Annotated in this window: 22 protein-coding genes; 7 read left to right on the top strand and 15 right to left on the bottom strand. The window is 38.4% G+C overall.

Going from position 1 to position 20,763, the window contains the following annotated elements; translation table 11 throughout:
• Positions 1–42: 42 nt before the first annotated feature.
• Positions 43–1,578, top strand: a complete 1,536-nt coding sequence (gene purH / locus V3I05_RS08600; RefSeq protein ID WP_343353336.1) for a bifunctional phosphoribosylaminoimidazolecarboxamide formyltransferase/IMP cyclohydrolase — start codon at positions 43–45, stop codon at positions 1,576–1,578.
• Between the two features lie 640 nt (positions 1,579–2,218).
• Here purH and V3I05_RS08605 read toward each other — a convergent pair.
• The 7 genes from V3I05_RS08605 to V3I05_RS08635 form a co-directional block, all read right to left on the bottom strand.
• Positions 2,219–5,344 carry a multidrug efflux RND transporter permease subunit gene (locus V3I05_RS08605; protein WP_343353337.1) on the bottom strand — a complete coding sequence of 1,042 codons (3,126 nt, stop codon included), beginning with the start codon at positions 5,342–5,344 and terminating at the stop codon, positions 2,219–2,221.
• A 9-nt stretch (positions 5,345–5,353) separates the two neighbouring features.
• Positions 5,354–6,484 (bottom strand): efflux RND transporter periplasmic adaptor subunit, encoded by a 1,131-nt coding sequence (locus tag V3I05_RS08610; protein ID WP_300446322.1) that lies wholly within the window; start codon positions 6,482–6,484, stop codon positions 5,354–5,356.
• Positions 6,485–6,683: 199 nt separating this feature from the next.
• Positions 6,684–6,851, bottom strand: a complete 168-nt coding sequence (locus V3I05_RS08615) for a hypothetical protein (protein WP_300446324.1) — start codon at positions 6,849–6,851, stop codon at positions 6,684–6,686.
• Positions 6,852–6,991: 140 nt separating this feature from the next.
• Positions 6,992–7,489, bottom strand: a complete 498-nt coding sequence (gene luxS / locus V3I05_RS08620; protein ID WP_300446326.1) for an S-ribosylhomocysteine lyase — start codon at positions 7,487–7,489, stop codon at positions 6,992–6,994.
• A 178-nt stretch (positions 7,490–7,667) separates the two neighbouring features.
• Positions 7,668–8,996 (bottom strand): methyl-accepting chemotaxis protein, encoded by a 1,329-nt coding sequence (locus V3I05_RS08625; RefSeq protein ID WP_343353338.1) that lies wholly within the window; start codon positions 8,994–8,996, stop codon positions 7,668–7,670.
• A complete protein-coding gene (locus tag V3I05_RS08630; protein WP_300449380.1) occupies positions 8,993–9,490 on the bottom strand; it encodes a PAS domain-containing protein in 498 nt (165 codons plus the stop codon). Before V3I05_RS08630 ends, V3I05_RS08625 begins: the two co-directional genes overlap by 4 nt.
• 138 nt (positions 9,491–9,628) lie before the next feature.
• A complete protein-coding gene (locus V3I05_RS08635; protein WP_343353339.1) occupies positions 9,629–10,558 on the bottom strand; it encodes a D-2-hydroxyacid dehydrogenase in 930 nt (309 codons plus the stop codon).
• 65 nt (positions 10,559–10,623) lie between these two features.
• Between V3I05_RS08635 and argB the strand changes: the two genes are divergently transcribed.
• The 3 genes from argB (at position 10,624) to V3I05_RS08650 (ending at position 13,753) form a co-directional block, all read left to right on the top strand.
• On the top strand, positions 10,624–11,490 hold the full coding sequence (argB, locus tag V3I05_RS08640) for an acetylglutamate kinase (RefSeq protein WP_295698288.1): 867 nt from the start codon (positions 10,624–10,626) through the stop codon (positions 11,488–11,490).
• A 2-nt stretch (positions 11,491–11,492) separates the two neighbouring features.
• Positions 11,493–12,002, top strand: a complete 510-nt coding sequence (locus V3I05_RS08645) for a hypothetical protein (RefSeq protein WP_295698286.1) — start codon at positions 11,493–11,495, stop codon at positions 12,000–12,002.
• An 80-nt stretch (positions 12,003–12,082) separates the two neighbouring features.
• Positions 12,083–13,753, top strand: coding sequence for a hydrogenase small subunit (locus V3I05_RS08650; RefSeq protein WP_343353341.1), 1,671 nt, complete (start codon positions 12,083–12,085; stop codon positions 13,751–13,753).
• 291 nt (positions 13,754–14,044) lie between these two features.
• On the opposite strand, the gene rplT is transcribed toward V3I05_RS08650, so the two are convergent.
• The 6 genes from rplT to secG all read right to left on the bottom strand — a co-directional run bounded on the left by rplT (position 14,045) and on the right by secG (position 17,969).
• Positions 14,045–14,398 (bottom strand): 50S ribosomal protein L20, encoded by a 354-nt coding sequence (rplT, locus tag V3I05_RS08655; protein WP_295698281.1) that lies wholly within the window; start codon positions 14,396–14,398, stop codon positions 14,045–14,047.
• Positions 14,399–14,474: 76 nt separating this feature from the next.
• Positions 14,475–14,669, bottom strand: a complete 195-nt coding sequence (rpmI, locus tag V3I05_RS08660) for a 50S ribosomal protein L35 (RefSeq protein ID WP_295698279.1) — start codon at positions 14,667–14,669, stop codon at positions 14,475–14,477.
• Positions 14,670–14,689: 20 nt separating this feature from the next.
• On the bottom strand, positions 14,690–15,214 hold the full coding sequence (gene infC / locus V3I05_RS08665; RefSeq protein ID WP_300446337.1) for a translation initiation factor IF-3: 525 nt from the start codon (positions 15,212–15,214) through the stop codon (positions 14,690–14,692).
• Positions 15,211–17,025, bottom strand: coding sequence for a threonine--tRNA ligase (gene thrS / locus V3I05_RS08670; RefSeq protein ID WP_343353343.1), 1,815 nt, complete (start codon positions 17,023–17,025; stop codon positions 15,211–15,213). The genes infC and thrS overlap by 4 nt, the downstream gene beginning before the upstream one ends.
• Before the next feature lie 2 nt (positions 17,026–17,027).
• A complete protein-coding gene (gene frr / locus V3I05_RS08675) occupies positions 17,028–17,585 on the bottom strand; it encodes a ribosome recycling factor (RefSeq protein WP_295698271.1) in 558 nt (185 codons plus the stop codon).
• A 9-nt stretch (positions 17,586–17,594) separates the two neighbouring features.
• On the bottom strand, positions 17,595–17,969 hold the full coding sequence (gene secG / locus V3I05_RS08680) for a preprotein translocase subunit SecG (protein ID WP_300446342.1): 375 nt from the start codon (positions 17,967–17,969) through the stop codon (positions 17,595–17,597).
• Positions 17,970–18,105: 136 nt separating this feature from the next.
• On the opposite strand from secG, the gene V3I05_RS08685 reads away from it, so the two are divergent.
• From V3I05_RS08685 to V3I05_RS08695, 3 genes are read left to right on the top strand one after another with little or no spacing between them, the layout of a single operon-like run.
• Positions 18,106–18,330 carry a hypothetical protein gene (locus V3I05_RS08685; protein ID WP_300449363.1) on the top strand — a complete coding sequence of 75 codons (225 nt, stop codon included), beginning with the start codon at positions 18,106–18,108 and terminating at the stop codon, positions 18,328–18,330.
• Positions 18,331–18,369: 39 nt separating this feature from the next.
• Positions 18,370–19,128: a Fic family protein gene (locus V3I05_RS08690; RefSeq protein WP_300732165.1), complete on the top strand. Its 759-nt coding sequence runs from the start codon at positions 18,370–18,372 to the stop codon at positions 19,126–19,128.
• Between the two features lie 22 nt (positions 19,129–19,150).
• Positions 19,151–19,513: a hypothetical protein gene (locus V3I05_RS08695; RefSeq protein ID WP_034343749.1), complete on the top strand. Its 363-nt coding sequence runs from the start codon at positions 19,151–19,153 to the stop codon at positions 19,511–19,513.
• 281 nt (positions 19,514–19,794) lie between these two features.
• Here the strand turns inward: V3I05_RS08695 and V3I05_RS08700 are convergent, their stop codons facing one another.
• Positions 19,795–20,202, bottom strand: coding sequence for a hypothetical protein (locus V3I05_RS08700; protein ID WP_300732159.1), 408 nt, complete (start codon positions 20,200–20,202; stop codon positions 19,795–19,797).
• The gene (locus V3I05_RS08705; RefSeq protein WP_300446352.1) at positions 20,195–20,671 is read right to left on the bottom strand and encodes an ImmA/IrrE family metallo-endopeptidase; all 477 of its coding nucleotides are present in this window, start codon (positions 20,669–20,671) and stop codon (positions 20,195–20,197) included. The genes V3I05_RS08700 and V3I05_RS08705 overlap by 8 nt, the downstream gene beginning before the upstream one ends.
• Positions 20,672–20,763: the final 92 nt, after the last annotated feature.

Consider the following 20,763-nt stretch of genomic DNA (forward strand, 5'->3'; position numbering starts at 1 on the left):
ATGGCTACAATATTATCAAAATTTACCAAATAAGGACAAAAGATGTATGCGTTATTGAGCGTGAGTGATAAAGAGGGTATTGAGGGATTTGCGCAGGATTTATGTGCTTTAGGATATAAGATTCTTAGCACAGGTGGGACACTCAAACTCCTAGAGAAAGCGGGCATCAACGCTATTGATGTGGGCGAATACACACAGAGTAAAGAGATGTTTGATGGACGTGTAAAAACCTTGCATCCAAAGATTGCCGGGGGGATACTCTACCGACGAGATAATAAAGATGATGTGCAGAGTGCGCAAGATAACGATATAGAGCCTATCGATATTGTATGTGTGAATCTCTATCCTTTTAAACAAACCATTGAGCGCACAGCAGATTTTAGCGAGATTATAGAGAATATCGACATCGGCGGTCCTACACTTGTGCGTGCAGCGGCGAAAAACCACGCCCACGTGCTAGTCATAACAGATAAAAATGATTATGCAAAAGTGATAGAATCTTTACGTAATGGCGCAAACTCGCTCGCTCTAAGGCAGCAAATGATGATTAAAGCCTATGAGCATACCGCTGCCTATGATAGTATGATAGCTAACTATATGAATAAGCGTTTCAATGATGGCTTTGGGGAGAAAGTGTTTATAGAGGGGCAAAAGATTATGCAAACGCGCTATGGGGAAAATCCTCATCAAAAGGGCGCATTATATGGGTTTAATGGCTTTTGGCACGAGCATTTTATCATCAAAAAAGGTGAGCCAAGTTTCAATAACCTTAATGATATGAATGCTGCGCTCAAAATCGCCACGAGCTTTGAGGATGAAGCAAAAGCCGTGTGTATCATTAAGCACGGCAATCCTTGCGGTTTCGCGCTTAAAGATACACTTTTAGAATCTTATAAAGCAGCCCTTGCGTGTGATAGCATAAGCGCCTATGGTGGTGTGGTGGCTATCAATGGCGTGATAGATAAGGCTTTAGCCGAAGAGATAAACAAAATCTTTGTAGAGGTGCTAATCGCCGGGGATATAACCGATGAAGCGCTTCATATTTTTGAAAGTAAAAAGCGCACAAAGATTTTCACGCAAAATAATGCCTTTCTTAGCCTGCCACACGATAACTATGATTTTAAGCACATACAGGGCGGATTATTGCTACAAGAAAGCGATGTGGTAAGAGATGATGAGGTAGATTCTGCCCAACTTGTGAGTGCTAAGGCAGCAAGCAAAGCACAAAAGGCGGATTTGAAAATCGCTTATATTATCGCAGCCCTTACTAAATCAAACTGCGTGAGTTATGTCAAAGATGGTGCGCTAGTAGGTATTGGTATGGGTATGACAAGCCGCGTTGATGCTACAAGGGCGGCAATGGCAAAGGCAAAGGATATGAATCTAAACTTGCAAGGCTGCGTATGCGCTTCTGAAGCATTCTTTCCATTCCGTGATAGTGTGGATATAGCTCATCAATATGGCGTGAGCGCGATTATCCAGCCCGGTGGGAGCATAAGAGATGATGAGGTGATTAAAGCCTGTGATGAATATGGTATAAGTATGTATTTCACGCACACACGGCACTTTTTGCATTAAATAAGGGATGAGTTTATAGAAACTATATCCTTGAAACTGACTTGAGAAGTAAGATAACTTGGTTAAAGGAGGCTAATTGCATTTATAAGACTACGCAGCAGTTTTATAATAGCGTAGAGAACTACACAAATAGAAATCTAAATACAGGAAACGATTTAAGTTCTTGCATTTTATATCACTACATATGCGAGTCTGTTTTTTAGCCATTATTATTGATAAATCATAGTCTATAAATAATTTATAAAGATGGATTTAAGTTTAGTTTTTAATTTCTGTGGTGTGATTGCTATTTGTGTGGATTGTCTATTTTTTGCAAGATTTTTGGGAATGAGGATATGAAGAATCTGTTAGATTAAGGCAAATAGAGGGTATGAATATAATAAAAACGTAGGAGAGATGGCACGCGAAAGTAGGATAGGAGAACTAAAACGTGCAACAAAGTTCTTGTGTATCATATCAAAGATTCATAAGATACAAAAAATCCTAACAAATACTCAACTCATATAATGTGAAATACAACAGCTAGAATAAAAACATATATTCTCTTACTTTATTATCATAAGGCATAGCACCTTGTGCTTAATTGCCTTATGAAGCTATATATTAAAATTGACATAAATGTTTTAATATCTAATTTATCTCACTTTCTATTCTTCAACCAATGAGAGAGGCGTGCGATATAGCTCCAAAAGAGCGGAATAAAGAATACGGCGATAAATGTCGCTGCCATCATACCACCAACCACACCCGTGCCGATAGCGTGTCTAGCTGCGCTTCCTGCCCCTGTGCTTAGGGCTAGGGGCAATACCCCAATACTAAAAGCAAGTGAAGTCATAATAATAGGGCGGAATCGCAATTTTGCCGCACCTATGGCAGATTCTATAATGCCTTTACCTTCCTTTTCGTGTAAATGCTGTGCAAACTCCACAATCAAAATCGCATTTTTAGCCGATAGGGCAATAAGCATAACAAGCCCTACCTGAAAATATATATCATTACTCAACCCACGCAATGCCGTAGCTGCTGCCGCACCAAAAACTGCAAAAGGCACTGCGCTTAGCACAGAGAGAGGCATAAGCCACCGCTCATATTGCGCACATAGAATCAAAAAGACAAAAATAAGCCCACAAACAAAGGCGATTGTGCCTGTGCCACTTGCATTTTTCTCTTGATAGCTTGTGCCACTATATGCGATGGTATAGCCATCAGGCAGCACCTCTTTTGCCACTTCTTCAACTGCCCTTAATGCAGCACCACTTGAATATCCCTTGCTTTCATCGGGGTTACCAATAATTTTTGCACTTGTAAAGAGATTAAATCTATCCACAATATCAGGACCAATCACACGCTCAGATCTTACAAGCGCGCTTATGGGAATTAGGTCGCCATTACCTGATTTCACAAAAATATGGCTTAAATCTTCAGGTATTTCTCTAAAATTACTCAAAGCTTGCACATTGACTTGATAGGTTTTGCCATAGAGATTAAAATCATTGACATAATATTGCCCAAGTGTGCTTTGCAAGGTTGTGAAAACATCATTGATATTAACATTCATAGCCTTTGCCCTCTCTCTATCAAGCTGTAAGTAATATTGTGGAATATCTGCGCTAAAGAGGCTTCTTACACCCACAAGTTCATCTCGTTTATTTGCTTCGGCTACAAATAAGCTAGCATATTTCTCCAAATCTCTAATGGTGCCCCCACTTCTATCTTGTATATACAGCTCAAAGCCGCCAACTGTTGATAATCCCATAATAGCTGGAGGCGTCGTTGATAAACTAAAGGCGTCAAGACTGGCATTAAAAGCACCCATTGTTTTTTGTGCAATTTCAAATGCACTCTCTTTGCGCTCGCTCCAATCTTTCAATGAGGTAAAAATAACCGCACCTGAAGAACGTGCAGCACTTGCAAGCATATCAAAACCAGCAATAAGGAAGTTTTGTTCTACTCCATCTTCTTGTTCTAGAAAAGCCAAGGCTTTTCTACCCTCTTCTATTGTGCGGGATAGTGAGGCAGCTGGCGGTAGCTGAATAAAGCTCATCACTATGCCTTTGTCTTCACTTGGTACAAGTCCGGTAGGCAGTTTAGCAAGTAATCCCCAAGTAACCCCCAAAATACCCACAAAACATAACAAAAGCAACGAACCGCGCCGTAATGCCTTGCCAATTTGTTCGCCAAACTTATGTGTTAGCCAATCAAAAAATTCATTGAATCTTCGCACAAGATAAAAAGGCTTAGGCTCCTTAGTTTTCAAGATTGATACGCAAAGTGCGGGGGTAAGGGTAAGTGCTACAAACCCTGAAATAATCACTGAAATTACGATGGTTATGGCAAATTGTTTGTAAATCGCTCCACTAAAGCCACCGATAAATGCTACAGGAATAAACACCGAGCAAAGCACTAGCACAATAGCGACAACAGGTCCTTGAATTTCCCCCATAGCCTTTAGCGTAGCTGCCTTGACAGAATATTTTTCACCATTCTCATCTCTCTCATTGTGTAAGATTCTCTCCACATTTTCAATGACAATGATGGCATCATCAACCACAATACCGATAGCTAAAATAAGCCCAAAAAGTGTAAGAAGATTGATTGAGAATCCTAACGCATACATACCTGCAAAAGCCCCAATAATCGATACAGGAATAGCTATCACAGGGATAATAGTTGCACGGAAATTTTGCAAGAAAAAATACATAATAATTACTACCAGCACAATAGCCTCGATAAATGTCTTCACCACTTCTTTAATAGAGATTTTCACAAATTTTGTATTATCATTAGCAATCTTATATTGCATTCCACTAGGAAAGCTTTTTGATAGCTCTAGCATCTTTTTTTCAACACCTTCGGCTACTTCAAGTGCATTTGCTCCAGCCTGAAGGGCAATACCAAAAGCTTGGGCATTTCTGCCATTAAAAAGTGGGCTTACACTATAATCTTTTGCTCCTAGCTCTACTGTTGCCACATCTTTTAAACGCAATGCTGAGCCATCAGCATTTGAGCGCACAATGATATTCCCAAACTCCTCTGCGCTAACAAATCTCCCCTGTGTGGTAATAGAATAAGTAAAGGCAATATCGCCTCTTACGGGCTCTTTACCAAATGAACCTACCGCAAATTGCGCATTTTGTTCAGAAAGTACCTGTGCCACTTCTGCAGGCGTAAGATTATTTTGTGATAATTTATCAATATCAAGCCAAATGCGCATAGAATAATCCCTCGAGCCAAAAACAGCTACATCACCCACGCCCTGAACGCGTTTGAGTTCATTAATAATATTTAAAATTGTATAATTTGCCACATAAGTAATATCGTGTGCAGGATTATCCGAAAATACCGCATATACTTGCAGTAAAGTAGAAGAGCGTTTCCTCACAGTAACACCCACTCTCTGTACATCTGTTGGGAGTTGTGTGAGGGCGGTTTGAACGCGGTTATTTACATTAATAAGTGCCATATCTGCATCAGTATCGTTGGCAAAAAATACACTAAGATTCATTACCCCACTTGAAGTGGAAGAGGATTTCATATAAAGCATTCCTTCCACACCATTAATACTATCCTCTAGGATACTGGCTACTGTATTTGCCACTACCTCAGCACTTGCACCACTATAAGTGGCTTGCACCATAATTTCATTTGGCACTACTTGTGGATATTCCTCGACAGGTAGAATAGTAATGCAAATAGCCCCAACAAGTGTAATAACAATGGATATGACCATTGCAAAAATAGGACGATTGATACAAAATTTTGACATATTATGCTCCTAATTTTGTGCGTTATTTTCTGTGCCGCTTTGAGAATCGCTATCAGGAGTTACTGGGCTATCATCGCGAATTTTAGAGAGTTGATTGAGTATCAAAACATCACCTTCTTTGAGACCGCTATTAACCAATATATGCGTATCAACTCTTTGCCCTAAGCTCACACGAGCTATTTTTGCTTTGCCATCTTTGATAACATAAACATAACTTCCTTGCGTATCTTGCAAAAGTGCGCTTTCTGGTATAGTAATGGCATTTTGTGCTTCAAACCCCTTAAGACGCACTCTTACAAACTCATTAGGTAAAAGCTTATAATCTTCATTATCTACGATTGAGCGTGCTTTAATAGCAGAAGTTTGTGGATCAAGCACACTATCGACGAAATCAAGTTTGCCTATCTTGTCATACACACGCCCATTATTAAGCACATATTCCACTTGTATGCGGCTATTTTCTAAGCCGCGCATCAGATAATAATCCGTATTGGGAATGGAAAATTCCGCATATATAGGGCTAAGTTGCGTAATGGTTGTAAGCACATCTTGACCACTTCCACCGACAAGATTCCCCACATCATAGCTACGCATACCAATCCGTCCGCTAATAGTCGCTATCACATCTGTGTAGCCCAAATCGATATTTACATCATCAAGGGCTGCTTGTGTGCTTGCAACATTGGCTTGAGCGGAGAGGAAGTTCGCACGTGAAGTGTCATATTGGTCAATGGTATAAACGCCTTGTTTATAGAGTTTTTCCACACGTTGCCAATCACGGTTTGCCTTAATGAAATTTGCCTCTGCAGATTGCCTTTGAGCCTTTGCTTGATCGACTTTTGCTTGATAACGAGCGGGATCTATTTTAAAAAGCAATTGTCCCTCTTTGACAATATCCCCTTCTTTAAAGTTTTTTGCTAAAAGTGTGCCTTGCACTCGTGCATATACTCCTGCACTTTGCACACTTTTTAATCTTGCTGGATATTCAAAGTTTAGATTTGTATTTTTATAGGCAATAGTCTGTGTCTTGACCTTTAATACCGATGCTTGTCTTGATTGCTGAGAATCTTTGCAACCTACAAAAATACCAAGAACTAGAAATATGGCAATAATATTTAATGATATGGGTATTACTCGCATTATGTCTCCTAATAAGCATAATCTTGAATAATAGACTCCTTAGTCTATTATTCCTTTGCTGTTGCGGTTAAAGCCGCTATAAAGGTCTTGTTACAGAGGTAAGCCTCTGCTAACGCCTAAAGAATACACTTAAAACTGCGCTTTGCTTAATTTTACCCTTTGCGGGATTTATCAAGTGAGTTTAAAGGTATACAATCTCTCATCCATCATTCCTGCGCGATGGTGGCTTCACCACTGCGTAGTTAATATTTGCGCGGAGTGTGAGTCCACGCTTTGCCGCCATACAGCCCTTTGCAAAAGGACAAATTCCGCTAGGATAAAACCGCATTTGCTTTGGTTTATCAAGCTGGTCTGTATGGATTCTCAATTAAAAAAGCTTTAAGACGCAATGTAAAACCTATAGGAGGTGTAAAAGTCAGGCTTCTCTCCATATCATATTTATTGTAAAAAATAAATATACGAGCAGCGAGAGAAGATTTCACCTTATAAGGTATTACCTTGTACTAATTATGCAAAATCTTTTAAAAGTAGCTCTTGGGTATTCATTACCCCTACACCTCTATCAAGCACATTTTGAGCAATTTCTTGTGCTTCTTTGAGAGAGTGCATTTTGGCAGTGCCGCATTGATAAATATTCAGTTCAGGGATATCTTTTTCATCACGTATGCGCAATACATCACGCATACTCGCTTCCCACGCATCTTTGACATCATATTCACTTGGTGTGCCTATCACACTCATATAGAATCCTGTGCGACAGCCCATTGGTGAAATATCAATAATCTCTACTCGTGAAGTATTCAAATGCTCACGCATAAATCCGGCTATCAAATGCTCCATTGTGTGGATTCCCTTTTCGCTTAGAATCTCGCAATTTGGGCGAGTAAAACGCAAATCAAAAACGCTAATAACATCGCCCTTTGGTGTCTGCATACTCTTTGCCAAACGCACTGCTGGAGCGGGCATACGCGTATGATCAACCTTAAAACTATCAAGTAATGGCATAAAAACTCCTTTTTGTGGTTTTTACTCTAAAGATGGGAATTGTAATGTGATTTTGTAAATAGTTGTATATGCAACTATTTACCATATTTTTAATGAGATTAAATAAATACGTGCAACTTAAAGGCTTTATTAAAGTGCCTAATAAAGCCTAAAACATATACGAATAAAAAATGGTAACCTACTCTTTTTCCCAAGTTTTAGCTAGATTATCAATTTCTGCAAAGAGCAAATCACTCATTTTTTCCATTGTTCTAAAGGATTCTACGCAGGTGATTTGACATTCTCTACCATAGCAACTCTGTGCATTTTCTACGCCAATTTCTGCCGCCTTTATAAGCTCATTATGGAAATTAACAATATTTTCTAATGCTTTTGTGCCTGCATAGTTTGGATTGCCTCGTGTCTCATACCATTGCGAGAAAATCTTTTTAATATCATCTGCTAATGCTGTGCTATCTTCTTCTTTCAATACCTTATCGTATGCATCGCTTTTGAAGATAATGTGATCAACCATCAAGCTATTGCCATTGAGGCGGGCACTAATAGTTTTTGCAGAACGATCAATTTGTATTGAAGTTTGACTGATGCCTTTAAACATAGATTCAAATCCCCCAATCATAGCGCTAAACTCATTCATTTGATCAAGCATTTTTTGAGAATTTTCATAAATTTCATTAGTCGTTTGCTGGAAGAGATTAACTTGCGTCCATATATTTTTTGTGGCGTGTTGTGTTTTTTCTGCGAGTTTTCTCACTTCATCAGCCACTACCGCAAAGCCTCGCCCGTGCTCTCCTGCACGAGCTGCCTCGATAGCAGCATTTAAGGCTAAGAGATTTGTTTGGTCTGCTATTTCATTGATAACGCCAATAATAGAGCTTATCTCTTGACTTCTTTCACTTAGCCCACCCACAGCATTATCATTTGCACTAATAAGCTGCTGTGTGTCTTCTAAGACTTGCATTGAAGTGCTTATTTTGTTATAGCCCTCTTCGAAATTTACTGTCATAGAAGTAATTTTACTTGAAATATCACGCAAATACAAAAGGCTTTTGTGGAAAGATTCTTGCACAAATTTTTGCTGTTTCAAGTTGTTGTTGATATTGCTCAGTGTCAAATTTATTTCTCTAAATGAGCCAAGCTTAATAGATTCTCTACTGGCTTCTATGCTCTCATTAACGTGTTTTGCCACTACTTGCAAGTTAGGTAAAATACCATCGGTCAAAAATGGTCTATATTCGCCTATGGAAGAGGATTTTTGAATCACAATATTAGCTTCCCTAAGAAATGTCTCGAAATTATCAAGTAACTCATTTAGTCCCCTAGAGATGTGGCATAGCTGTGTGTTTCCAATATTGGCTATACGAGGCTCAAAATTTCCTTTCAACACCTGATCAATAAGACGTGTAATCTTTTCTATGGATACCTTCTCACGTGCTATTTTTGCTTTGAGAATAAAAATATAGCCTAATAATAGGACACATATAATGCTTAAAATAGCTACTATCATTGCTTGCCTCCTACTTGCAAACGCAAGATAAAGTTTTCATAGCTCTCTCCTAGATCCTCAAAGTATTTATGGAAAAACTTTAAGCCAGATTCTATACCGCCATTAGATTCCGCCTCTTTAATCTTTTGATAGAGCTTCACAGCAGCATCAAGCCCTTCTTTATTAGGCTTTCTGCGCACGGAATAATAGCCTACAGTGTTCCCAAATATATCAAGTGAGGGTGTTACATTGGCAAAAACCCAATAGTAGCCTCCATCTTTAGTAAGATTCTTGACATATACATTAACTTCTCTTTTTGATGAAATTTCTCTCCAAAGATAGGCAAAAATGGTGCGGGGCATATCTGTATGTCGCACTATATTGTGTGGCTTACCTAAAAGCTCACTTTCTAAAAAACCTGAAATATCAATAAATGCTCGATTGCAATAAGTTATCCTGCCTTTTGTATCTGTTTTTGATACCAAAAACCCACTAACTAACTTCTCCTTGCTCATTCAATCTCCTTTAAACATCTTAATCAAAAGAAAATCTATCCAAAAAGTTAATTTCTGCTATGATACCTTGTTTATTTTAATAAAAAATATCTTATCTAGTTTTAATTCTCATCAATATTTGATGTTTAGCTTAAAATTTTATTTATTTAAAAAATCGCGAATATTTTTTGCTGTGAGTGCGAGTAATCGCTCTCTTGCCCTATCATACGCCCACGCTACGTGCGGTGTGATGAGTAGCTTTGTAGCAATACTTTTATCTAAAAATGGGTGTCCTGCTCTCATTGGCTCTGCTTCTAGCACATCAGTGCCAAAATACATATCCTTGTCCTTAAGGAATGTAGTCATATCCTCCTCATTGACAATCCCACCACGACCGACATTAATAAGTATCGCTCCATCTTTTAAGAGAGGCAAATTTGTGCGATTGATAAGATTTTTTGTGCTAGGATTAAGTGGAGCGTGGATAGAGACAATATCACTCTGGGAGAGAATCTTATCGAGTTCCTTGTGCTCAAAGCTACTTTGCGTATTTTTACCACTTGTAGAATAATAGCTTACTTTTGCACCAAAGGCTTGTGCGAGGTGTGCCACCCTCTGCCCAATGCTCCCAAAGCCAATAATCCCCCACTGCAGATTCTCTAGCTCCTTTAATCCGCCATTAATATGCACAAAAATGGGGCTCTTAGCCCATTCCCCACTTTTGCAGTATTCATCATAATAACTTAGCTTTGCTAAAAGGTGCAGCACCATACTCATTGTGTGCTGTGCGACATCGCTTGTAGAATACCCTGCGACATTTTTTACTTCTATACCCCTCTTAGCGGCACAATCCAAATCGACATTATTCATACCTGTGGCAGTAATACAAATAAGCTTAAGGCTAGGAAGAGCAGAGAGAATGCTCTCATCAAGCACGACCTTGTTAGTAAGGATTATTTCTGCATCTTTACAGCGCGTAAGCACCTCATCTTTTTTGCTAAAGCCATAGCTTGTTACCTCGCCTAGTGTTTTTATCTCGCTTAAATCGCATTCACCTAGAGTATCCGCATCAAGTATTACTATTTTCATACCTGTTCCTTTTATATAGAATTTGAGTATAATAGCACATTTTAATTTTTATCAAGGGTAGTTTTATGCAAAAAAATGCAAGGGTTGTGAAGATATTACTAGATTCTCTTCCATTTATTCGAATCTTTCGTGGCAAAATCATTGTGATTAAATATGGCGGTGCAGCACAAACCAGCCCTGAACTCAAAGAAAAATTTGCCCTTGATATTGTTATTATGTATATGCTTGGCTTAAAGCCTGTCATCGTGCATGGTGGGGGCAAACGCATTAATGAAATGCTCGATACACTAGGCATACAAAGTAGCTTTAAAGATGGCTATCGTATCACTTGTGCAGATTCTATGCGCGTGGTGGAGATGGTGTTAAGCGGGGAGATTAATAAAGAGCTTACAGCTTTTCTTAACTTCCACGGGGCAAAGGCAGTGGGTATGAGTGGCAAGGACGCACACTTACTTCAAGCACAAGCAAAGGATAATGGCGCACTTGGCTACACAGGCGAGATTACAAATGTGAATCCGGAGTTTTTATTGCAAGTGATTAATGATGGCTTTGTGCCTGTGATTGCCCCTATTGCCACAGGCGAGAGTGCGGGGCATTTGGGCTATAATATCAATGCTGATATTGCCGCTTGTCATATTGCTAAGGCACTTAAGGCACAAAAGATTATTTTCCTAAGCGATATTGCAGGTGTTTTGAATAATAACAAAGAGCTTATTTCCTCACTCACGCCCTCACAGATTCAAAGCCTTGTAGCACAGGGCGTTATAAGCGGCGGTATGATACCCAAACTTGAAGCCTGTGTGGATTGTGTGCAAAATGGTGTGCAAAAGGCACATATTATCGATGGGCGCGTGGAGCATTCGCTACTTTTAGAGCTTTTCACCACACAGGGCATTGGCACAGAGATTTATGACTCCATACAAGAGGCGTAAAAATGACATTAGAATCTTATAAATACGGATTGCTCGAACGTCTATGGCTCAAATTAGAATCTCGTTCGGTAGATAAGAATACAGAGGATATTATCACGCTTTTGCCTGTGCTGCTTTTTATGCAAAAGGAGCGTTTAGAGACATTGCTTAATGAGCTACCAAAGATACTAGCACAATATCTCAAACCCCATCTTGTGCAACGCGTTTTTAATCATATTGTTATCAAGCTCAAAGAATATGCTAAAGATGAGCAACTTTTCCTTCAAGAAAGGCAATACGCGATTGAATGTATCTCAAATAATATTCAGCTTTATGCACTTGTGCTTGATTTATTTCAAGATGATACAGGAGATGAGCGCGATATAATTGAGCAAATTGTGCGTAAAAAGTTTGATAAAGACTATCAGCTCAGCAAAGAGAATCTGCGCCTTCTAACATATCAAGAAAAGTATTGTATGGAGCAGCCTGCAAGTAAATCTCGTGTAAAGTTAATAAATATAAAGAAGCAATAAAAATAGTTTCATAGCGCGCCTTTATTCATATCTCAAAAGATATACGATAGAATAATGCCATCTCAATAAAGGAATATTGTATGGATAAAACTCAAATGCTTGAGCGGCTAGAGCAACGTCTGAGTGAGATTCAATCTCAATATAAAGAACCCCGATATATCGTAAATAAGGAATGGATAGGGCAGATTTGCACACTCATTGGCATACCCAAAGAATGTATAGAATTATGCGTCCAAATCCTTTCTCTCAAGCCACCAACTCGCCTAATATGGCTCCATATGGCAGAATGTACCGGCTGTAGCGAGAGCTTTTTGCGATTAGATAAGCCCGGTGTAGAATCCTTATTACTTGAATATATTTCCCTAGAGTATCACGAGACCATTATGGGCGCGGTAGGCTTTGGGGCAAAAAAATCTCTCCACGACACATTAGATGAGGATTTTATTCTCGTTATTGAGGGTGGCGTATCACTTGATGAGAATGCTTATTTTATGACTTCAGGGGCGGATAGCATTACAGGAGAGATGGAGAGCAAAGAAGTAGCAAGTAAAGCAAAAGCAATCTTTGCCGTAGGGACTTGTAGTAGCTTTGGTGGCGTGCAAGCTGCTCTTCCCAATCCCACATCTTCAGTAGGCATAGATACATTTTTATCTCAAAAGGTAGTGAACATCCCCGGCTGTCCCCCAAGTGAAGCAAATATTATCGGATCTTTGATATATTTTATCCTCTTTGATGAACTCCCTGAACTTGATAATTTCAATCGCCCTTTATGGAGCTATGGTAAGAATTTACACGATATGTGCGAGAGAAAGGCAAAGTTTGAATCGGGGGATTTTGTAGAAAGCTTTGATGACCCGCATTTGCAAGATGGCTATTGTCTCTATAAGGTCGGCTGCAAGGGACCCTATGTCGCTAATAACTGCCCGAAAGTGAAATTTAATGCAAAGACAAGTTGGCCTGTGCGCGCAGGACACGGCTGTATCGCGTGTAGTGAGCCAAATTTTTGGGATAGCTTTGGGCGTATTGAAGAGCCTTTAAATAACGTAAATGCTTATATCACAACGCGTAAAACCCTTTCACACTTCCCTCATATACACAATATTGATGATGAAACAGATAGCAATACACTTATCTTGGAATGGCAAAGCAATGCCCCCACAAAAATCTACATACAAACCACAGATTCTGCCATTCCGCAAAATCTGCTTGATTGTAGCTTTCAGGCACATTTTCCCACACTTTTAGCACATCTTAGTGGGAAAAATAAGCTTGGAGCAAGGCTTGTAGAAAATTACAGCAAATGGCGCACAGCAAGGAATCTTGCAGATATATGCCAAATTACAGAATCTAATCCTTTAGAACTCTCACAAAATTTGAGTGATATTCTGCCCCTTATCGCGCAAATGTTTGGTAAAGCGCATAGCACATTTGATATGCTCCACATTGCGCAAAGTTATCTTTTCCCCCATATAAGCAAACTCGATATGAAACTAAGCGGCACACAAATGTGTCAAATCGATATTGATAAATCTTTGCGACTGCCTTTGTGTTACCTTTTAGGAGGATTAGAAATCGAGGGGGTAGCCTATGGCGCAGTAAGCTCAATGTGTGAGATTCTATCTGCCGCTCTTACTACCCTTGCTAAAGCCCATAACATAGGGCAGGTGGCATTTAAAGGTGATATGGCTCATCATATCCTTATCCAAGATAGATTCCATACCTATTTACCCCAATGGCTTGAAGTGGTTTAATGATATAAATCTTAAAAACTCACTTGATGAATAAAACAATCTTAGCCATAGGCGTATTTAGGCATTTTGGGAAGCTATTGTTTTAGGGAAAAATACTTTGTGATAGAAATGCAATCGCTAAAGCATTTTAATAAAAAGGTAATCTTTGATTCAGATTGGGATTTTAGATGGAGATAAAGATGGCAGATAGCACCTAGTGTTATTTGTAATGCTATGTAGTAGCAAAATTATAATAACGAGTCATAGTGATTTATGTCATAAGGTGCAAAAAGCAGACCTTATGACATAATTTTACTTGATTTTATCTTTCACATTTGCCACGATAGCGTTAAATGCGTTGATGTCATTCATCGCCATATCTGCAAGTATCTTCCTATCAAGGTCGATATTGGCGCATTTAAGAGCATACATAAAGCGCGAGTAACTAATGCCATTCATTTTACACGCCGCATTAATACGCGTAATCCATAATTGCCTAAAATTGCGCTTCTTTTGCTTCCTATCGCGGAAAGCATAGCACATACTGCGTTCTAACTGCTCTTTTGCCTTTCTAAAATGTTTGCGTCTGCCGCTGTAAAAGCCCCGAGCAAGTTTTAAAATCTTCTTATGTCTTCTTCGTCGAACAACGCCTGTTTTAACTCTCATTTTATCTCCTTTACCTTAATTGAGGTGTAAGCTTTCGCTTCTCTTTCCCATATTTATATGATGGGGAGTGGGATTCTTAAGCCATACAAAGTAGGCTTTTTACAGAATCAACATTTGTGCTGTGAACATATTTTGGTGCATTAAGGTTAGCTTTACGTTTGGGTGATTTCTTAGTCAGAATATGACTTTTGAATGCACTACCACGTTTGAAAGCATTTTTTTTGAACTTGAAACGTTTAGCTGCACCGCGATTTGTTTTCATCTTTGGCATTATTTTCTCCTTTCATAAGATTAATGTTTGTCTTTTTTCTTTGGCACATAAAGCACATTGAGGTATTTGCCCTCTAGCTTTGGCTCTTTTTCTGCTATGGCGATGTCTTCAAGTATTGCTGCGACTTTATGTAGGGTATCCATACCCGCTTGGGGAATGCCCAACTCACGCTGCTTGAGGAATACTTTAAACCTCACGTGTTTGCCAGATTCTAAAAATTCAATGGCGTGCTTGACTTTGTAATTAATATCATTTTGCGCGATTTGCGTTGAAAGCTTAATTTCTTTAATTTCGATTTGTTTTTGCTTTTTACGCGCTTCTTTTTGCTTTTTTTCGGCTTGATAGCGATATTTGCCATAATCCATAATCTTACACACAGGCGGTTTAGCATTGGGAGAGATTAACACTAAATCAAGCCCTGCTTGATTAGCAAGATTCAATGCCTCTGCGGAAGATATAATCCCATACACCTGCCCATCATCGCCTATACAGCGCACTTCTTTAAAGTCTATTTCTTCATTTAGCAATGTTTCTTCTTTGTTCAAAAACTAACCTCTCTTATTTTTGTTTGCAACATAGCGATAAACGCCTCTTCTGGGAGTTCATATTGTGTTTTCTCCCTCCTATCTCGAATCGCAAGCACTTTGCTTTCCACTTCCTTTGCCCCAATGACAACAATAAGCGGCACTCGCTGTTTTTCAGCAAGTCTCACTTTTTTACCCAAACTCTCATTTTTATCGATGATTTCAGCATAAGCTTCACTTTGAGTAAGAATCTTATGTCGCAATATCTTAGCATATTCAAGCTGTGCATCGCCAATAGGGATAAGAATCACCTGTGTGGGCGCAATAAAAAGTGGAAACTCACCGCTAAAATGCTCTGTCAAAATAGCGACAAATCGCTCAAATGAGCCAAGCAAAGCGCGGTGAATCATCACAGGCTGCACTTGTTCATTATGCTCATTAGTATAGCTAAGCTTGAAACGCTCTGGCAGATTCATATCAATTTGTATCGTCCCGCATTGCCATTTTCTGCCAATGGCATCAGTGATTTTGATATCAATCTTTGGCCCATAGAATGCCCCGCCACCCTCATCAATACGATATGCGATGTGATTTTGCTCTAATGCATCTTTAAGCGCTTGTGTTGCACTCTCCCACACCTTCTCATCTCCTATGGATTTTTCTGGTCGAGTAGCAAGCTCCATTTCATAGCTGAAATTAAAGGCATTTATAATGCTTTTGCAAAAAGCGATGATGTCATTGACTTCGGCGCAAATTTGCTCTGTTTTGCAAAAAATATGTGCGTCATCTTGTGTAAATTCACGCACACGGAGTAATCCGTGTAATACACCGCTTTTTTCGTGGCGATGGACGATACCATATTCATAGAATCTTAAAGGCAAATCCCGATAGCTCCTTAAAGCACTTTGATAAACTTTGATATGCCCCACGCAATTCATAGGCTTAATGCCATATTCCACATCATCAATAGTTGTAAAATACATATTTTCGCCATAATTTGCATAATGTCCGCTTGTTTTCCAAACCGCACTTTTTAGAATCTCTGGTCCTCTAACAGGCTCATAGCCACGCTCAATAAGGGCTTTTGTGAGGAGATTCTCAATATTTTTACGTAATCTTGCTCCCTTAGGTAGCCAAATAGGCAGTCCCGCGCCGATTTCCTCATCAAAGGTAAAAAGTTCCATTTCTTGCCCGAGTTTGCGATGGTCGCGCTTTTTCGCCTCTTCGAGTTGGTAGAGATAAGCTTTTAATGATGCCTTATCAGCAAAGGCGATTCCATAAATACGTGTAAGCATTCGCGCCTTTTCATCGCCGCCTAAATATGCTCCTGCTATTTTTGTGAGTTTAAAATGCTCTAAAAGCGCAGTATTTGGCAAGTGTGGTCCCCTGCATAAATCTTCAAAATCCCCCTGTGTGTAAATGCTCAACTCATCGCTTGTAATGCGGCTCATTACAGCACGTTTTAGCTCGTCATTGGCAAATCTCTTCTCCACCTGTGCACGTGGGAGCGTGGTTTTAGTAATAGGATAGGCTTTTTTGGCAAGCTCACGCATAGCAGATTCAATACGTGCTAAATCCTCCTCACCAATCTTGCTATCTACCTTAAAATCATAATAAAATCCCTCATCAACCACAGGTCCTACGAAAAATTGCGCTTCAGGATAGAGTGATTTGATGGCTTGAGCCATAAGATGGGCGCAGGAGTGGCGGATAATTTCTAAAGATTCATTAGAATTGTCAAAATGTATTGCATTGCCACTAATGCCTAATTCCTTAGCGGTGCAGATGTCATAAATGTTTTCTTTGTGTTTGAACCCTATAACTTCACTCATATTTATACTTTCATTATCTCTTCTTCTTTGTGTTTCACCATTTCATCGCATTTTTTGACAAACTCATCAGTATGTTTTTGAATCTCTTCAAGCGCTTTTTTGCTTTCATCCTCTGTAATATCTTTGTCTTTTTCAAGTTTTTTGATGTGATTATTAGCATCTTGTCGAATGTTGCGAATGGCGACTTTTGCCTTTTCTCCCATAGATTTAGCATTTTTTGCGATTTCTATGCGCTGCTCCTTGCTCATAGGGGGGAAAAATAATTTGACACATTCGCTATCACTATTTGGATTTACACCGATATTTGCCTCTTGGATAGCCTTTTCAATGTCTTTTAGTAAAGGCTTCTCCCAAGGAGTAATGATAATGGTAGTGGCATCTTGAGCGATAACAGAGCCTACTTGGTTAAGCGGTGTAGGAGTGCCATAATAATCTATGCGAATATTATCGAGGATATTCACACTCACCTTGCCACTACGTAGTGTGGCAAAATCCCTGCGAAGCGATTCTATGGTTTTATCCATATGGGATTTAGCATGGTTATAAATCTCATTAAGCATAATGCTCCTTTAATGTTTTGAATCTTGTGTTGGAGCGAGTAATGGCGCAGATGGGGCGGCATTTTCATCTACGATAAATGCGCTTTTGTCATCAGGTTTAGCTGCAGGTGGGGCGAGAAGCGTATCATTTGGTAGGCTATCAAGCACACTCTTTTGGCTTTGTTTATTGTAGGTATAGCTAAGCATGATGGTGTTTAGCACAAAAAGTAATCCTAGAAACATTGTAAATTTAGCTAAAAACCCAGCAGGACCCTTTGCTCCAAATACAGATTCATTGCTGCCACTATATGCGCCAAGCCCGATACTTGAGCTTTTTTGTAAAAGCACTACAATCGTAATAAGCACCGCTAAAACAATTTGAATCACAAAAAAAGCATTTGCCATAATTGCTCCATAAACAAGGTAATTCATAAAATAAGCGCAAGATTATAGCAAAACATTCTTATAACAAACTTGTGATTGTAGAACTTTAAGTGAGGCTTTGTTAAGAATTTAATATTCCATGGATAATCTTTGTATTTTGTATAAAGAGCTACAAGACTTATGTAACGCAATTAAAGAAGCACAGCAAAGTTATGAGCATTTGTATTTACTTCAATCTATTCTTTATGATAGAATCTCATACAAAAGAGCTATTAGTGAGGGCTTAGGCATTAATGAATATAATGATACAAAGGCACAAATAGAGTTTTTAAATATCAAAGATGAGATATTACAAGTAGCTTTAAATACAGAGATGGCTTAAGATATGGGCTTCATAAATTTATAACTTTAAGGATAAATGATGACAAAATTAAATGAGCTCACACTCATTCAAAGAGAGGAACTTTTTAAGACATTGCGCATAAGCCTTACTCACCATAGCAACGCCATAGAGGGTATATCTTTAAGCTATGGCGAGACAAAAAGCCTACTTGAGAGCGGTAAAACTGCTAATAATAAACCCCTTGATGAGCATTTAATTATCTTAGGTTTTGCAGATGCTTACGATGTGATAATACGAGAGGCAAACGATAAAAGTATTTTGCTTAATCCCTCTTTTATCAAAGATTTGCATTATATTATTTTCTCTCACGCTCATAAGGTTACCCCTCATCTCGTGCGAACACCAATAGGTGCATACAGAACGGATTATGCTAAAATCACAGGCGTTGATATTCAACTATCCCAACCAAGTAAAATAGCACAGGATATAGAGAATCTCCTCTATCAATTCCCAAGTAATGATTTGGATTTGGCAAAGATAGCCGAATTTCACGCCCTTTATGAGAAAATACACCCATTTGCTGATGGCAATGGCAGGAGCGGACGATTATTGATGAGCTTTCAATGTATTCAAAATAATTTGATTCCTCCACTTATTGAAAATACGCAAAGAGCGACATATTTATCTTGCCTACATACTGCGCAAAAAGAGGCAAATTTTAGCCCATTAAGTAAATTCTTAGAGGAATGTCAAAATGTAAGCCTTAAGCTTATACACTTACAAAAGCAGGTAAATACCAACACATCACCACAGCCCACAAAAATCAAAAGGCGATAGATAATTTGATAAAGGCATATTAATGAAATACAATGTAAAAAATAAACTTGCACAAATAAATAGCTTAGAATCGAGCACAAAAGCAAAAGACTTTGTAGAATCTGCTTCAAATGTTAATCTTACTCACGCACAAGAGCTTACCCTACAAAAGAATCACAATGTCAAACCAAAGGATAAAAAATATTACACATTTTATCTTAGTCAATCGCTTTTACAAGAAGTAGAGACATTTTTAAATGAATTTGGCGTAAGAGGTGAAACAAAAGGCTCACTCATTGAGGATTCTTTAAGATTTTACCTATCCTACAAACAAGAGCTTTTAGCCAAAGAGCTAGAAGATAAACTTAAGAAACTAAAAAATAAATCCAGCACTCAAAAGTCTTAAAATCTCCTTGCATAGCTTTATCTTTTCTTTTTAGATTCTATTGTCAATTTTGCTTTAGTTTCTATTGCAGATTCTAATATCACAAGTTTATGTGATTGTGCTTTAGTAGTATAAGAATCTCTATTATCTTGTATAGCTTTATGTGCGAGATTGAGAGTAGTTACAATAGATTTGCTAAAGCAGGAAGTAAAAGAGATTCTATCAAAGCCTGAAAATCTCTAAATGATAATTCTTTAGATTAGAAAGTGTTACAACTGCATAAAAACAAAAGGTTGTGCTTTTTACTTCTTAAGCATTTCTATAAAGAGGCTTAGATTGTCTTTTAAAAACTTACCCAAAATACACACAATAATAAATAAACCTATTTTATCTATCAAACCAATATAAAAACTTGCTTTCTCACCAAGATGATAATGAAAACATATATTTAATGCCATATAAACAACAACCCAACCGATAAAAGCAAGTTTTTTGAAAAAGAAAGAGACTAGATTTTTGCTTAAATCATTTAATATCTTTGCATTATGAAGTATTGCTTCCGAGTCATCTTGTTTCTTTAGCAAATTGTTATATTCTATAACTTCACGTGCTTTTTCGTTTTGCTGTTTGATTTTTTGCAATTCTACTTCACTCGCTAAATCCTCTTTGCTTTGCGCAAGAGTTGCCTCTTTTGGCATTTCATTAGACATATGCAAACACACCTAAATTATTTAGGCGGTATTCCATAGCAATAGGTGATACACCAAAATAACTAGCCATAGAATCTACTGCAAAATTCAAGCCTACAAGTCGTAAAACTTCATCTTTTGGCATTAAAAGATTAGCAGCAAAACAATTTGCTTCAATTTCTTTTGTGTCTATTCCTTGTGTGGCGGTAGTGTCTCTTAGGCTTGTATGGCTTGTGCCATCATTATGCAAAATAAAATGCCCTAGTTCGTGTGCCACACTAAAAGTCTGCCTCGTAATGAAATCTGTTTGCTCTACAAAAATCTTTTTTTCTTTATAAAAAATTTGTCCGCTTACATTGCGGGGAAGTGCTGCGGTGAAAACTTCTAGCCCCATAGCTTTTGCAATAAGGATTGGGTCAATAGGAAATAACTGATAAACGAGTATTCTGGCTTGATTTGCTGCTTCCATAATTCGCAATTCGTTAATCATTTCACAACACCTCCTTTTTGTAAAGAAGAATCCTACCACAAAAACATAAACTTTTATCATATTGACTTCAAAGAATAAAAGAATAAAAATAT

The organism is Helicobacter mastomyrinus (genome assembly GCF_039555295.1).
GTDB lineage: Bacteria > Campylobacterota > Campylobacteria > Campylobacterales > Helicobacteraceae > Helicobacter_C > Helicobacter_C mastomyrinus.

Excerpts from the sequence above, each read along its gene's own strand:
- V3I05_RS08700 (WP_300732159.1), bottom strand. The coding sequence starts at position 20,202 with ATGTCTAATGAAATGCCAAAAGAGGCAACTCTTGCGCAAAGCAAAGAG.
- argB (WP_295698288.1), top strand. The coding sequence starts at position 10,624 with ATGCAAAAAAATGCAAGGGTTGTGAAGATATTACTAGATTCTCTTCCA.
- rpmI (WP_295698279.1), bottom strand. The coding sequence starts at position 14,669 with ATGCCAAAGATGAAAACAAATCGCGGTGCAGCTAAACGTTTCAAGTTC.
- V3I05_RS08645 (WP_295698286.1), top strand. The coding sequence starts at position 11,493 with ATGACATTAGAATCTTATAAATACGGATTGCTCGAACGTCTATGGCTC.
- V3I05_RS08625 (WP_343353338.1), bottom strand. The coding sequence starts at position 8,996 with ATGATAGTAGCTATTTTAAGCATTATATGTGTCCTATTATTAGGCTAT.
- V3I05_RS08650 (WP_343353341.1), top strand. The coding sequence starts at position 12,083 with ATGGATAAAACTCAAATGCTTGAGCGGCTAGAGCAACGTCTGAGTGAG.
- thrS (WP_343353343.1), bottom strand. The coding sequence starts at position 17,025 with ATGAGTGAAGTTATAGGGTTCAAACACAAAGAAAACATTTATGACATC.
- secG (WP_300446342.1), bottom strand. The coding sequence starts at position 17,969 with ATGGCAAATGCTTTTTTTGTGATTCAAATTGTTTTAGCGGTGCTTATT.
- V3I05_RS08610 (WP_300446322.1), bottom strand. The coding sequence starts at position 6,484 with ATGCGAGTAATACCCATATCATTAAATATTATTGCCATATTTCTAGTT.
- luxS (WP_300446326.1), bottom strand. The coding sequence starts at position 7,489 with ATGCCATTACTTGATAGTTTTAAGGTTGATCATACGCGTATGCCCGCT.
- purH (WP_343353336.1), top strand. The coding sequence starts at position 43 with ATGTATGCGTTATTGAGCGTGAGTGATAAAGAGGGTATTGAGGGATTT.
- V3I05_RS08630 (WP_300449380.1), bottom strand. The coding sequence starts at position 9,490 with ATGAGCAAGGAGAAGTTAGTTAGTGGGTTTTTGGTATCAAAAACAGAT.
- V3I05_RS08690 (WP_300732165.1), top strand. The coding sequence starts at position 18,370 with ATGACAAAATTAAATGAGCTCACACTCATTCAAAGAGAGGAACTTTTT.
- V3I05_RS08605 (WP_343353337.1), bottom strand. The coding sequence starts at position 5,344 with ATGTCAAAATTTTGTATCAATCGTCCTATTTTTGCAATGGTCATATCC.
- V3I05_RS08635 (WP_343353339.1), bottom strand. The coding sequence starts at position 10,558 with ATGAAAATAGTAATACTTGATGCGGATACTCTAGGTGAATGCGATTTA.
- rplT (WP_295698281.1), bottom strand. The coding sequence starts at position 14,398 with ATGAGAGTTAAAACAGGCGTTGTTCGACGAAGAAGACATAAGAAGATT.
- V3I05_RS08705 (WP_300446352.1), bottom strand. The coding sequence starts at position 20,671 with ATGATTAACGAATTGCGAATTATGGAAGCAGCAAATCAAGCCAGAATA.
- frr (WP_295698271.1), bottom strand. The coding sequence starts at position 17,585 with ATGCTTAATGAGATTTATAACCATGCTAAATCCCATATGGATAAAACC.
- V3I05_RS08695 (WP_034343749.1), top strand. The coding sequence starts at position 19,151 with ATGAAATACAATGTAAAAAATAAACTTGCACAAATAAATAGCTTAGAA.